This is a genomic window from Roseateles sp. GW821-FHT09H10, from assembly GCF_059415865.1.
Window position 1 is genome coordinate 149,630 of record NZ_JBWKOB010000002.1, and the last position, 14,278, is coordinate 163,907.

A 14,278-nucleotide genomic window follows, 5' to 3' on the forward strand; every position below is an offset into this window, starting at 1 on the left:
CGGGGACGAGCCACTCAACAAAATTGGTGATGTTCGGGCCCTCGGAGGCTGCCATCGTGCTTCGACACGGCATCCCAAGCGAGGCAGGCACCCATGGACGAAATCACCCTCAAGCTCGGCAGTCACGAAGTGACGCTGCGAAAGAGCGATCGTGAGATCGCTGTCCATCCCAGGTCCAACATCAGCGCAGCCAAGCGCGCGGCCTTGCATCCGCAGCTGGTCGAGGAAAGCGCGGCGCGGCTCACCTCGCTGGCGGGTTTTCAGGTGCTTGCCGTCGCGCCGGAAAGCATGGAAAGCGACCTGGATGCCCTCCGCAAGGACCCCGCGGTCGCGGCGGGCACCCACGTCTATCACACCAGCGATGACGGGGTCGCCTTCGTTCCCACGGGCGAGATCTTCGTGAAATGGAGCGATCGGGCCACGTCGGAGCAGCGCAACGCCCTGCTCGCGGAGCACCATCTTTGCGTCCAGGAGCTCCGCGAAGGCGGCGCAGCCATCCTCAGGATCACCGAGAGTTCGCCCAACCCGCTGAAGGTCGCGGCATCGTTGCAGCGCAGTCCGGCGGTGGACGTCGCCGAACCCGACCTGGCCACACCCGGCACGCTCCACGCGTTTGTCATGCCCAGCGACTCGCTGCTCGAGCAGCAATGGCATCTGCGCAACACAGGCAACAACGGGGGCAGCGACCTGGGATTGCTGGCGGAGGCTGACGCCCGTGTCATCGATGCCTGGGAAGCTTGCGGATCTTTCGGCGTCCCCTCCGTCACGGTCGCGGTCATCGATGACGGCTTCGACCTCGGACATCCCGATCTCAGCGGGCCTGGCAAGCAGGTCGCGCCCTGGGACTTCACGCGGGGCAATGACGATCCTCGCCCTTCATTCGGGTTCAATCCGCAAGGCCGCTTTGTTGGCGACTGGCACGGCACGGCATGCGCCGGCGTCGCCGTCGGTGCGAACCAGGGCGTCGGCGTCGTCGGCGCCGCCCCGGGTTGCCGCCTGCTGCCGGTTCGCTGGGGCCCGAATCTGGCCGCCTCGCAGGTCGAGCAATGGTTTCGCTACGTCACCTTGCAAGGCGCGGCCGTGGTGAGCTGCAGCTGGAGCGCGCAGGCGCGGAACTTCCCGCTGGCCGACCGCATCGCAGACGCGATCACCGCCTGCGCCCGAGACGGACGCGGCGGCTTGGGCACGGTCATCTGCTTCGCGGCGGGCAATGAGAACCGTGACATCAACGACCCCGCCAGCAACTCGATCAACGGCTTCGCCATCCACCCCGACGTCATCGCCGTGGCGGCCTCCACGAGCCGCGACGAAAGGGCGCACTACTCCAACCATGGCGCAGAGATCTCCATCTGCGCACCGTCCAGCGGCGCTGGTGGAAGAGGCATCCTGACCGCCGATGTGCGGTCCTCGGCCGACACGCCGAACGGCAAGTTCGCGCTCGGATACGCCGCGGGCGACTTCGCGGCCGATTTCGGCGGCACCTCGAGTGCCACGCCCCTCGTTGCCGGTGTCTGCGGCCTGCTGCTTTCCATCCGCCCTCAGGCGACGGCGCAGCAGATCCGTCAGCTGATCGAGCGCACGGCCCGCAAGATCGGCCCGCCCGGCGGCTACGACGCCAGCGGACATTCAAGATTCTTCGGCTACGGCTGCGTGGATGCCCGAGCCGCGGTTCAAGTCATCCTGAATGCGGAAGGAGAAGGGGAGGATGCGCTGGGCATCGCTCCGCTCTGGGGACAGGAAGGCCACGAGAACACGAATGGCAAGGCGATCGCAGCCGTGCCGCAAGCGCTCAGGGGCTTCTATCTTGCGCACGAGGAGCGCATCGTCGTGGAGGCCATGGCCGCCGATCATGCAAAGAACAGCGATCCCTCCGAAAGGCCGCGTCACTATCTCGATGCCGATCGGTATGGCGTCCATCCGTTCGCCGAGCTGCCGGAGGACCTGGGCGAAGCCGTCGCCAAGTTCGGCCTGGAGACGCTCACCAAGAACGGTCTGCTGCCCTGGATCATCGAGGATAGCTTCGGGAAGCTGGTCCAGGCTTTCCGCAGCAAGGACGTCGATCAGGTCATCCGTCACTCCGCCTGGCTGGGCCACTACATCGGCGACTCGCATGTGCCGCTTCACACCACCGAGAACCACGACGGCCAGATGACCGGGCAACGTGGCCTGCACAGCCACTTCGAGTCCGTGGCCCTCGAGTTCATCGCCATCGATGAGATCGCCCCCGATGCTGGAGCGCTACTGACAGCCCCTATCCGCACCCTCGCCTTCGAGTGGATCCGGGAGAGTCATCTCCACATCCCGGAGATCCTGCGCGCCGACCTCGAAACGCGGATGCCGGGGCCGCAGCGACGCAGGAACAAGCAGGCCTTCGCCCTGCGCGTGCGGCCCATCGTGGTCGAGCGTCTCAGCCGGGGTGCATCACGGCTGGCCAGCGCGTGGTTCAGCGCCTGGACGATGGCAGGCGAGCCCGAGCTTGATGGCGCCATGCCAGCAAGTCACGTCCGGCCTGCCTCCTTCAACCTGAGCTGAGAACGGGTCATTCGACAGCCGCAGGCTCGCCCTCCGCGTGCCGGTCCCGCTCCGTCGTGCGGAGGATCTCGTCCAGAACGGATGTGGCGTAGGTCCCGGCGGGCAAGGAGAAGGTGAGCACCAGCTGGTCGGCTTGCGGCCATTCCCATGACATCTCCGCCGGGCTCGCGACCAGGGCGCGGCGCTCCTGATCCAGGCCGGCGTGCTCCATGCCGTCGCACAAGGTGGCGTGACGGCCAGCCACGCCGTTCTCCAGGGCCTGCGCTTGATCGGTGGTGCTCACCCGGCCCCGTCCCCAGAGCGGTCCGGTGGGCCGGCCCGCCTCGTCCATCACGTCACCGGGCAGGGTCTTGCCCCAGAGGCCCTGCTGGATTCGCAGCGCCAGCACTTCATTGAAGACGAAGGAGCGCACCGCCGACAGGTAGATGCCCTTCTTCTTCGGGTTGCGCACGCGGATTTCGCGCGCCAGCATGGCCCGGCCCAGCTCGACGTTGCCGCCGTCATGGCCGAAGCGCTGAGCGCCGAAGTAGTTGGGCACGCCCTGTGACGCGACGGCCTTGAGATTGGCCTCGATGGCGTCGCGGTCGCCGGTCACGTCACGCAGCACGATGCGGAATCGGTTGCCCTGCAGATCACCGGGGCGCAGCTTCTTCACATGGCGGCTCTGGCTCAGCACCTTGAACTCCGGGTGCTGAAGCCCGGTCAGGTCGGGCGTCTCGCCCTTCCCTTTCCCAATCGGCAGATAGATGCTGAACCACTGGCGGGTGATGGCGTAGCGGTCCTTGAGGCCGGCGTAGCCCACGTCCATCTCCTGCACGCCGGCGGCCTCGGCCAGCTGCTGGGCGACGAAGGCGGTGTTGGCGCCGTTCTTTTCGATGTCCAGCCAGATGTGCTCGCCCTCGCCGCCGGGCAGCTGCAGCGGCAGCTCGGTCACGACGAAATCCTCATTGAGGAGTTTCAGCGTGGCGCTGGCGCCGCTGGCGGGATAGGCGTTGGGCCAGGGCGGCAAGGTCGTGTATTGAGGGTCGGTCATGAGCGGTCTGACGGCACCAGCTGTAGAGAGGGACAGGCTGCCCGGCCGACCAGGTGCAGTCCAGACGGTGATTCTCCGCGAAGCCAGGGACCGCTCCCAGCGTCATCACGTCGCGCACTGTCAACCCACGTTCCGCGGCTGGCCGGCTGCAAGCCGGCTGCCGGGCGCAACGACTGGGCTGTGCGGCACGCGTTCGACCGCGGGCGTTGGAACGGGGTCGGACAAGGTCTCCGGCTCGAACGTCGACACGCAAAGCAACGCCATGAGGCTCGTCAGCACGAGCAGCACCGTCACGATGGCTCGGTGCCAGCCCATTGCAGCCCCCGGCAGCAGCGCCGCTCAGCGGCAGAGGCGACCGATGACCATGCCGAGGGCCAGCGCGGTGACAACGACGGTGAGCGGCTTGGCGCGTACGACCGACCGCGCAGCTTCTGTGCCTTCGGCACCCAGGGTGCAAGCGTCATCAACGTACTGGTAGACGGTTTCGCGCGCGGCGGCCACACCGGCCTTGACTTGCTCGCCAGCAGACGACGCGGCCTGCGCAACGTGATCCATTGCGTTTCGCACGGTTCCAGCGACGGCTGACGGGTCCGATGCAGCGGTATCCGATCCATGAGCGGGATCTGCAAGATTTGGTGACGTGGTGACAGTTGCCATGGTGATTCCTTTGGGAGAGTCCATCTTTCTGGTCGTGCGGCGATCAATGCTTCTCGGCGTCTTCGCCAAGCAATTCGGCCTTGCGGACTGCCATGTCCTCGCCCAGCGCGTCGAGATCCAGGTCCGACTTGCGCACCTTGGGAAACATCTCGCCTTCCTCTTCCTTGACGTGGTGATCGATGTACTCCCCCAGCACCTTGACCTTGGCGTCGTACAGCGGATCTTCCGGCGAGCCTTCCTCGATCTGCGCGATCAGCTCCTTGCAGCTGGCGTGTTCCACATCGGCCTCGTCGACCAGGTCTTCGTCCTCACCCAGCACGCTGCGCGCGGCCGGATAGAACAGCTCTTCCTCGACCGTGGCGTGCGCCGTCAGCATGGTGCAGATCAGCAGGGCGATGGTCTGCTTGTCCTCGGCCTGGGCCTCGGACTTGACGAGCTGGTCGTAATCCTTGAACAGCGCCTTCACCTCCTTGTGGTCGGCGATGAGGAGCTGGATGGCGTCGGGGGTGGCGCTGGCCTTCGACCGGGTGGCGGTTTTCCGAGCGGCGGGCTTGTGCGCGGCTGCGTGCTTGGCCGCCTTGGCTGAGGTCTTTGTTGCATTGGGCATGGGGATTCCTGCTGGATGGTGGCGAAAGAGAAGTGGCGGATATGCACCGGGAAGAAGTCCCAGGCGCGTGAGTTGTGTCGGCGTTGGCGCGGGGCCGTGCAGCGGCGGTCGGATGGAGGAAGGCGGTTCAGCGCCGCCGAGCCAGAGGCCCGAGGCAGCGATCGGGTCGCTTCAGAAGCGATGACGGATGGTGATCGCAAGGGCGAACGGCCGATGAAAGACGCCGCGTCGCAAGGGCGTAGGCGCTGGCGCCGATGTCACCAAGGCAGTCAGCGCAACAAGGTCCAAACGCGGAGTTGCCAATGGCCGACGGAGTCCTGCGTGCAGGCGAGTACGCCTGGTCGAAAGAAAAGGCGGCCGGGGCCGCCTTTCTTGGGTGCGCGTCGATCAGCGATAGACGTGCTGGCCCTTCGCTTCGGTCCAGTTGCGCTCGAAGTGCTCGGCGTCCTCGTCCGACTTGGCGCGCACGCCCATCAGGATGCCGCCCTTCTTGATGCCTTCTTCGTAGTGCTTGACGCGCTCTTCCGGCATGCTCCAGCCGACCAGCGCGCCGACCAGGCCGCCACTGGCGGCACCGGCGCCTGCGCCGGCGATGGCTGCGGCGAGCGGGCCCGCCACCACCAGGCCGAGGCCGGGGATGGCGATGCTGGTGCCGACAGCCGCGACTGCAGCGGCGATGGCGCCCAGCGTGCCACCAATGGCACCGCCGATGCCGGCGCCCTCGGCAGCCTTGTTGCCGAGTTCCGTCTCGGTGCCGGCAGGCACGAAGTGGCGCTCGCGCGTCTCGTCGGACATGACGACATCCACGTCATCGTTGCTGTAGCCGCGCTGGCTGGCGGAGTCGTAGGCGGCTTCGGCGCTGGCGCGGTCGGGGAAAAGGCCGGTCACAAGGCGGCGGTCATGGGTCGTGGTCATGGAATCTCCTGAATTGAAAAAGGTGGGAATCAGTGGCGGTCCACGCGCGGTACACGGTTCTCGTTGACCGAGGCGTTGGTCGCCACCGTCGTGCCGTCATTGGCCATCGTGTTCGGCGGCGCGTTCGCGGCGTCAGGCTTGGCCTGACGGGCCTTGTCGGCCACCGTCGGGCCGGTGCGAACCACGGTGGCGACGTCCGAGCGCGGGACGGCCTTCTCGTTGGCAGCCCTCGCGGTATCGGGCGTCACGCCCACGGCGGTCGGCTGAGAGGCAGGAACTGCCGGCGAGGCTTGCGCAAAGGCGGCTACGCAAGCAGCGGCCAGGGCGAAACCCGCAGCAAGGCGCGAGGTGATGTTCATGAAAAATCCTTGGTGGACGGAAAGGAAGGCAGTTCAAGGTGACAGGCGCTCGGCCTGTACCCTGCTGCCGATAGGCTCTGCATGGTGGAGCGCGCCACCCGGCCGGGACGTGGGGCCTCACGAAGTCCAGGTGTAGGACCGCGCGAGCAACTGCGGCTTGCGGTTACGCGCTTGAGCGTGCGGGCCTACAGCTGCGATGCGAGCAAGCGGCTCCAGCGTTCGGCGAGCTTCTCCGTCCAGGGCCGGTACTGCCACTCAGCGAAGCTGACGACCTTGGACCGGAGCAGGTCAGCCTCGAACGCATCGCGCTGCTGGCGCGCGAAATCAGCATCCAGCACGTTCAGCGTGGCCTCGTCGTTGAGACGGAAGGAGCGGTTGTCGAAGTTGGTGGAACCGACCGACGTCAGCAGCCCGTCCACGATCAACACCTTGCAATGGAACATCGTGGGCTGGTACTCGGCGATCACCGCACCGGCTTGCAACAACGGCCCCCAGCTCGCGCGGGAAGCGCTGCGCACGGTATCGCTGTCGATGTGGGGGCCTGGCACGATGATCCTGACCTTGACCCCGCGCGCCATGGCGTCCAGCAGAGCCTGGTGCGTCAGTGCATCGGGGACGAAGTAGGCGGCCGACAGGTCGATGGAAGACTCGGCCGCGGTGATGGAAAACAGATAGAGCAACTGCATGCTCTCGCTGCCGCTTGCGGGGGAACTGCTGAACATCTGTGCCGCCATGCCGCCACGCGCCTTCAGCACCGGGAAATAGGCCTCGCCATGCAGCACGCGGCCGGTGACCTTGATCCAGTTGTCCAGGAAGACGGCCTGCATCTGCGCCACCACGGGGCCGCTGACCTCGAAGTGGGTATCGCGCCAGTGCGAGGCGTCCTGCGCATGGCCGGTCCATTCGGGCGCGATACCCACGCCGCCGGTGAATCCGAGACGGCCGTCGACAACCAGCAACTTGCGATGCGTCCGGTTGTTCATGCGCGTCAGGTGCGACCAGTGCGGCGGATGGAATCGCTTGACCTCGACGCCGGCCTCTGTCATTTGCCGGATCAAGGCCTCGTCCATCTTGACGCTGCCCAGCCAGTCCAGCAGCACATGGCATTTCACGCCGCGCCGGGCCGCGTCCGACAGCGCGTTGGCGAACTCCAGCCCGATGTCGCCTGACCAGTAGATGTAGGTCTCGAAGGTGACGGACGCCTTGGCCTCGCGAATGGCCTTCAGCATGGGCGGAAAGATCTCGTCGCCATTGAGCCGCGCCGCGACTGCGTTGCCTTCGATGAACGGGGGCCCCAGCAAGGCCCCCAACTCGCGAGGGAACTGCGGATCGGCCAGGGCGTACAGACGGGGAATGTGCCGCTCGATCTTCTTCTCGCCGGTCACGAAGTTCACGACCAGCAGACCGCCCAACACGGCCAAAGCGAACCCGAGTGCGATGAGGCTCAGCTTGCCAGCCTTATGCAACAACGCCATGCATGTCTCCCAAGTCCGCGCTCCTGGAGCGCAGACAGGTCAGTGAGGGCTGTGAACCGGGCTGCCGGACGCCGGGTGCGTCATGCTTGCAGGAAGAACCGCATCATCTCCGCGCTGGCGTCGGGGCCGCGCGCGTCCGTGTAGGAGCCGGACGGATCGCCGCCCGACCAGGCATGGCTGGCGCCATGCACCCGCCATTGCTCGGTCACGACGCGGCCTTGTGCGTCTCTGTGCAGACGTCGAGTGCAAGCCAGCGCCAATGTTGGCCTGTGAATGTGAATACCTCGATGACTCGATGGCCAAGATCCAATAATCTTGGTGGGACGACTTGGTGTTCACCCCAATCGTACCCAGGCGGCAAGTCTTCAAAAACTGTTTGCTGACCTCTGACGTCAAGCTATTGTTGAGAACGTCAACTTTCTGTTAGCAAGAACCTTTGGAGTCACGCAGTCGCGCCTGTCATTCCACAGTCACCGACTTCGCCAGATTGCGGGGTTTGTGTCGTGCCGCTGCGCATCACGACCAATCCGAGAGCCACGCGCGAGGCCGATCAGCGCACGCTGATCGAACTGACTCGAACAATTAATGTCCGTCGGAACCGCTACTCGTAAGTTGGTGATTTTTCGACACGAGCGGACTGCCTGAATGTCCGTCGGAGATCGTCAAACGAACCACCGCCGCTGCTCGGCTACAAATAATGTCCGTCGGACACCCCCGAGAAGGCCTGATCGCTGCCTACGCTTTTGTTGCGGGCAGCTTTGACCTTGCGACTAGCAGCTCTGCCGGGCGACAGCAGCCGTTCGCTGACGGCTGACTGCTTTCAGCGCTCGACGTAGTCGTGCGTCACGTCCTTCGCGTGTCGCCCGGATAGCGGTCCGCGTCTGTACGGCAGCAATGTGCCCAAAGCCGAAATTCGCCGAACCACGCCAACAGGCTGACCCGAGGCATTCGCAGTCGAGTCCCCGAACGGCGGCACCGCCGCAAAGCCGACAAGCGGCTGCTTGTCATCTCTCGCATCGGCGAGTCATTTGGACACCCTGGACGTATGCTGCGTGTCAGGATTCAATGGCGCGGGCCGCCTGGGAGCTAACTTCATGGACGATGCGACCCCTGGAACAGAGCGACAAACGGTCCTCGTGGTCGACGACACGCCGGACAACTTGGCCTTGATGGCAGGCCTGCTCAAGGAGCACTACCGCGTGAGGCTGGCCAATGATGGTCAGAAGGCGCTGCAGCTTGCCGCGCGGGCAGATCCACCCGACCTCATCCTGCTGGACGTCATGATGCCCGGCATGGACGGCTTCGCGGTTTGCCGCGAGTTGAAGGCGGATGAGCGCACGCGTGACATCCCCATCATCTTCCTGACTGCGCTGAACGACGCTGTCGACGAGGAATTCGGCTTGGCCGTGGGAGCGGTGGACTACATCACCAAGCCCATCAGCCCAGCCGTGGTGCTGGCGCGTGTGCGAACCCAGTTGCAGCTGAAGGCGTCGGCGGACTTCCTTCGCGACAAGGCCAGCTTCCTCGAGGCCGAGGTGGCGCGGCGCACTCGCGAGCTTGCCACCATCCAGGACGTGACCATCCAGGCCATGGCCTCCCTGGCCGAGACTCGCGACAACGAAACCGGCAACCACATCCGGCGTACCCAGCTCTACGTCAAGCTGCTGGCCGAGACCCTGCGCGATCACCCGCGCTTCAGGGGCACGCTGACCGACGCCTACATCGACACGCTCTTCAAGTCGGCGCCGCTGCACGACATCGGCAAGGTCGGCATTCCCGACCGCATCCTGCTCAAGCCGGGGAAGTTCGAACCGCACGAGTTCGAGATCATGAAGACCCACTGCAAGCTGGGGCGCGACGCCATCCAGCAGGCGGAGGACAGGCTGGGGCTGAAGGTGGACTTCCTGACCGTCGCCAAGGAGATTGCCTACAGCCACCAGGAGAAATGGAACGGCTCGGGCTATCCCGAAGGACTGTCGGGAGACGACATCCCCGTGTCGGCGCGCCTCATGGCCGTCGCGGACGTCTACGACGCCTTGATCAGCCGCCGCGTCTACAAGGAAGGCATGCCGCACGACAAGGCCGAGCAGATCATCATCGACGGCCGTGGGAGTCATTTTGACCCCGACATGGTCGACGCGTTCGTGCAGGTCGCTGTCCAGTTCCGTGAGATAGCGCAGCTACACGCCGACAGCGATGCCGACCTGCACGACAAGGAACGCAGCCTGAGCGTCTTCAAGAGCCCCTGAGCGGCCTAGGTAATCGGGAGGGGTGATGCTCGGCTCGAATTGGCTGGAAAGGCATTCGCTGCGCAGCAAGCTGCTGCTCGGCTTCAGCGTGCTCATCTTCACGATGCTGGCGCTGGGCATCGGCGACCTGCTGCGGCAGCAAGCCCTGCTGGCGCAGATCACCCAGCTCTACGAGAAGGACCTGCTGGGCTTGGCGAACGCCAAGAACGCTCAGGCCGCCTATCTCACCATGGGCCGCGAGTTGCGCCAGGCACTGATCTCGGAGAACGTTGAAGACCGAAAGTTGGCCTTACGTCACATAGCCGAACAGGACACCCGCATTCGCCGCGAACTGGCCGAACTCAGGCCGCGGCTGTTTCGCCCGGAGAACCTGCCACGCCTGGCCGCGTTCGAGGAGGCCTACGCCCTCTACAAGATCGACGTCGACAGCGCCGCCGGCATGCTGGTTCGCGGCGAGGACGACCAGGCGCGTGCCTTCGTCGCTTCGCCCGACTTCCAGGCAACCGGCGACGCTGTGCGCGCGCGCATGGAAGATGTGGTGGCCTCCAAGGAAAGCGGCGCGCGCGGCAGCATGGAAGCCGCCCTGCAGCGCGTCGCCGAGGCGCGCAATCAGACCTTGGGACTGCTGTTTGGCGGTCTGCTGCTGGGCGGCGGCGTGGCTTGGTGGGTGGTGGTGTCCATCCGCCGCCCTCATGCGCGCGTGCGCCACGCGGTTGAGCAACTGGCCCACGGGCAGCTCCACACCGAAGTACCGCACCAGGACTTCAACAACGAGCTCGGCGAGATCGCCCGCTCCGTCCAGGTGCTGCAGAAGGTCGCGCAGGAGATGGAGGGACGCAACTGGCAGAAGAGCCACCTGGCGCAGATCTCGGCGGCCCTGCAGACAGCGACCGACGATGCCGAGCTGGCACAGCTCTTCTTCAGCCAGCTGGCGGCGGCCATCGAAGGCATCGGCCACGGCGCGCTTTACGCCTACGACGATGACGCCCGCCAGCTGCGCCTGCTCGGCGGCTATGCGCTGCCAGAGCCGGGTGCGCCGCGGCGCCTCGAGCTGGGTCAGGGCCTCGCGGGTCAATGCGCGCTGGAGCGTGCGCCCATCGTGATGACCGATCCGCCGCCGGGCTATTTGTCCATCGCTTCGGCTCTGGGTGCGGCGCCGCCTCGCGCCATCACGTTGTTCCCTCTGCTACGCGCCGAACGGCTGTTGGGCGTGCTGGAACTGGCCGCCTTCCAGCCCCTGGGCGCGCGCGAGCAGGGCCTGCTGGATGACCTCACACCCGTGCTGTCCATGGACCTGGAGATCCTGGAGCGCGCGGCGCGCTCGATGCGGCTGCTGCAGGAGGCGCAGCGCCAAGCCGCCGAGCTGGAGGCGCAGAAGAACGAGATCCAGGCCACCGAGGCCTGGTACCGCGGTGTCATCGATGCCGCACCCGACGGCCTGTTGATCGCCGATGCCGCGGGTGTCATCGTCACGGTCAACCGTCAGCTCGAGCGCATGTTCGGCTACGCGGCGGGCGACCTGGTCGGCCAGCCGGTGGAGCTGCTGGTGCCCGAAGCGGCGCGCGGCCAGCACCCTGCATTGCGCGCGTCCTTCATGCAGTCCGGTGGCACGCGCGCGATGACGGCGCGTGAAGGCGTGCTCCAGGGCCGCCGCAAGGATGGCACCCTGTTCCCGGTCGACGTCGGCCTGTCGCGGCTGGACGCACAGGGCGGGCGCGACGCCAGCGTCTGCGCCTCGGTGCGCGACGTCACAGCTCGGCTGGCGGCCGAACGGGCCCTGACGGAGAGTGCAGAGCGTCTGGACTTCGCGCTGCGGGGCGGCAACCTCGGCCTGTGGGACTGGGACGTCGGCGCGGGCCGAAGCCGCGTCAACGAGATCTGGGCGGCGATGCTGGGCTATCGGCTTGACGAGCTGGTCGACGAGCACGGCAGCGCTGCGGCAGCCTGGGCGCGGCTGCTGCATCCCGACGATGCGGGCGAGGCCAACCGGCGCTTTGGGCAATGCATCGAGACGCCAGAGCTTTCCGAGTACCAGGCCCAGTTCCGCATGCTCAGCAAAGCGGGCGAGTGGCGCTGGATCCTGTCGCTGGGCCGCGCCACCGAGCGCGATGCCAATGGCCGCGCGCTGCGCTTCGTCGGCATCCACCAGGACGTCACCGAGCGCAAGCAGCTGCAGGACGAGATGGCCCGCGCCAAGGAGGCCGCCGAGGACGCCACCCGCGCCAAGAGCGAATTCCTGGCCAACATGAGCCATGAGATCCGCACGCCGATGAACGCCATCATCGGCATGTCCCACCTGGCCCTGCAGACCCCGCTCGACAAGAAGCAGCGCAACTACATCGAGAAGGTGCATCGCTCGGGCGAGAACCTGCTGGGCATCATCAACGACATCCTCGACTTCTCCAAGATCGAGGCCGGTCGCATGACGCTGGAGACGGTGGACTTCCGCCTTGAAGACGTGATGGACCATCTGGCCAACCTCGTGGGCCTGAAGGCCGACGACAAGGGCTTGGAACTGCTGTTCGACGTCGCCGACGACGTGCCCACCGCACTGCGCGGCGACCCGCTGCGCCTTGGACAGATCCTCGTCAACCTCGGCAACAACGCCGTCAAGTTCACGGAGAGCGGCGAGGTGGTGGTCGGCGTTGAATTGGTGTCCGAAGTCGAGGGCCAGGCCGAGCTGCACTTCCGGCTGCGCGACACCGGCATCGGCATGACGGCGGAGCAGCTGGGCCGCCTGTTCGTGAGCTTCAGCCAGGCCGACGCCTCCACGACGCGTCGCTACGGCGGCACCGGCCTGGGCCTGGCCATCTCCAAGACCCTGGTCGAGCTGATGCACGGCCGCATCTGGGTGGACAGCACGCCCGGCGAGGGCTCGACCTTCCATTTCCAGGTGCGCTTGGGCGTGCAGAGCCAGCCACGGCCGCGCCGCATGTTCCGCGCCGACGAGTTGCTGGGCGTGCGCGTGCTGGTCGTGGACGACAACGCCTCGGCGCGCGAGATTCTCTCCACCATGGCCCGCAGCTTCGGCCTGGAGGTGGATGTGGCGCACAGCGGCGCCGAAGCCCTGCGCATGGCCGCGCAGGCCGACGCGCGCGACCTGGGCTATGACGTGGTGCTGATGGACTGGCGCATGCCCGACATGGACGGCGTGGAGGCCATGCACCGGCTGGAAGCCGAGGGCCTCAAGCGCACACCCACCGTCATCATGGTGACGGCCTACGGGCGTGAGGAGGCGCTGGGCGCCGCGCAACAGCAGGGGGTGACGCCGCGCGCGGTGCTCACCAAGCCCGTCACCCCGTCCACGCTGCTGGAGGCCGTGGGCGAGGCGCTGGGCCGGCAGGGCCTGGTGGAGACGCGCGCCGTCGAGAAGGCCGATACCCATGCCCAGGCCCGCGAGCGGCTCGCAGGCGCGCGGCTGCTGCTGGTCGAGGACAACGACCTCAACCAGGAGCTGGCCCTGGATCTGCTGGCCGATGCCGGCATCGAGGTCGTCTGCGCGGGCAACGGCCAGGAGGCGCTGGACCTGCTGGCGCGCGATGCGCGGTTCGACGGCATCCTGATGGACTGCCAGATGCCTGTGCTGGACGGCTACGCGGCCACCCAGCGCATCCGCGCCCAGCCCGCCCTGGCGGCGTTGCCCATCATTGCCATGACGGCCAACGCCATGGCCGGCGACCGCGAGAAGGCGCTGGCCGCCGGCATGTGCGACCACGTGCCCAAACCGCTCAACGTGGGCAGCATGTTCACCACGCTGGCCAAATGGATCAGGCCGGCCGCGGGCCGCGCGGTGCAGGTTCCGCATGGCACCGGGCAGCTCGCAGCGGCATTCCCCGCATTCCCCGCCTTGGCCGGCATCGATACCGCGCGTGGCCTCGCGACGGCTGGCGGCAAGCCTGAGCTCTACCGCCGCCTGTTGCTCAAGTTCCAGGCTGGGCAGGCGGGTTTTGCCGCCGCCTATGCCGCGGCGCGCGCCGATGCCACCGACCCGCTGGCCGCGCGGCGCGCGGCCCACACGCTGCGCGGCACGGCCGGCAACATCGGCGCGCTGGGGCTGCAGGCCGCGGCCGCACGGCTGGAGGACGCCAGCGGTCCCGATCAGGGCGCCGCCGCCGACACGGCCCTGGCCGCGGTACTGGACCGGCTAGCTCCCGTGCTGGCAGGCCTGGCCGAATTCGCGGTGCAGGAGGCCTTCGCGCCGACTGCAGCGACAGCGGCCGTGGTGGTGGATGAGGCACGCTTGCGGCAGGGCCTGGCACGTCTGTCGCAACTACTGTCCGAGGGCGACATCGAGGCCATCGATCTCACGGAGGCGCTGCTGGCCCAAGTCGGTGACGCTGCGCTGGCCCGCACGCTGCAGCGGGTTGCCAAAGCCCTGTCAGATTTTGATTTCGACACTGCTGCGGCAGCACTGCAGGCGCTGGAGCCGACACCATGACACCGATACCTGC

The 14,278-nt window shown here is 66.7% G+C and carries 10 protein-coding genes and 1 pseudogene; 3 read left to right on the forward strand and 8 right to left on the reverse strand.

All coding sequences use genetic code 11. From position 1 onward, the window contains the following. Positions 1–93: 93 nt before the first annotated feature. Positions 94–2,532: a S8 family serine peptidase gene (locus AC07OY_RS08525; RefSeq protein ID WP_495042125.1), complete on the forward strand. Its 2,439-nt coding sequence runs from the start codon at positions 94–96 to the stop codon at positions 2,530–2,532. A gap of 7 nt (positions 2,533–2,539) precedes the next feature. Here the strand turns inward: AC07OY_RS08525 and truD are convergent, their stop codons facing one another. The 8 genes and pseudogenes from truD to AC07OY_RS08565 form a co-directional block, all read right to left on the reverse strand. Continuing rightward, positions 2,540–3,565 carry a tRNA pseudouridine(13) synthase TruD gene (gene truD, locus AC07OY_RS08530; RefSeq protein WP_495042126.1) on the reverse strand — a complete coding sequence of 342 codons (1,026 nt, stop codon included), beginning with the start codon at positions 3,563–3,565 and terminating at the stop codon, positions 2,540–2,542. A gap of 120 nt (positions 3,566–3,685) precedes the next feature. After that, a complete protein-coding gene (locus AC07OY_RS08535; RefSeq protein WP_495042127.1) occupies positions 3,686–3,859 on the reverse strand; it encodes a hypothetical protein in 174 nt (57 codons plus the stop codon). A gap of 45 nt (positions 3,860–3,904) precedes the next feature. Further along, positions 3,905–4,222 (reverse strand): hypothetical protein, encoded by a 318-nt coding sequence (locus AC07OY_RS08540; RefSeq protein WP_495042128.1) that lies wholly within the window; start codon positions 4,220–4,222, stop codon positions 3,905–3,907. A 43-nt stretch (positions 4,223–4,265) separates the two neighbouring features. Further along, positions 4,266–4,829 carry a hemerythrin domain-containing protein gene (locus tag AC07OY_RS08545; RefSeq protein WP_495042129.1) on the reverse strand — a complete coding sequence of 188 codons (564 nt, stop codon included), beginning with the start codon at positions 4,827–4,829 and terminating at the stop codon, positions 4,266–4,268. Positions 4,830–5,216: 387 nt separating this feature from the next. After that, the gene (locus AC07OY_RS08550; protein WP_495042130.1) at positions 5,217–5,744 is read right to left on the reverse strand and encodes a hypothetical protein; all 528 of its coding nucleotides are present in this window, start codon (positions 5,742–5,744) and stop codon (positions 5,217–5,219) included. A 29-nt stretch (positions 5,745–5,773) separates the two neighbouring features. Next, the gene (locus tag AC07OY_RS08555; protein ID WP_495042131.1) at positions 5,774–6,103 is read right to left on the reverse strand and encodes a hypothetical protein; all 330 of its coding nucleotides are present in this window, start codon (positions 6,101–6,103) and stop codon (positions 5,774–5,776) included. Between the two features lie 185 nt (positions 6,104–6,288). Then, a complete protein-coding gene (locus AC07OY_RS08560; protein ID WP_495042132.1) occupies positions 6,289–7,578 on the reverse strand; it encodes a phospholipase D-like domain-containing protein in 1,290 nt (429 codons plus the stop codon). Positions 7,579–7,658: 80 nt separating this feature from the next. After that, a pseudogene (locus tag AC07OY_RS08565) lies at positions 7,659–7,823 on the reverse strand (extracellular catalytic domain type 1 short-chain-length polyhydroxyalkanoate depolymerase); the annotation flags it as partial. Between the two features lie 849 nt (positions 7,824–8,672). On the opposite strand from AC07OY_RS08565, the gene AC07OY_RS08570 reads away from it, so the two are divergent. Beyond that, positions 8,673–9,827, forward strand: coding sequence for a response regulator (locus AC07OY_RS08570; RefSeq protein WP_495042133.1), 1,155 nt, complete (start codon positions 8,673–8,675; stop codon positions 9,825–9,827). 25 nt (positions 9,828–9,852) lie between these two features. Continuing rightward, a complete protein-coding gene (locus tag AC07OY_RS08575) occupies positions 9,853–14,265 on the forward strand; it encodes a response regulator (protein ID WP_495042134.1) in 4,413 nt (1,470 codons plus the stop codon). Positions 14,266–14,278: the final 13 nt, after the last annotated feature.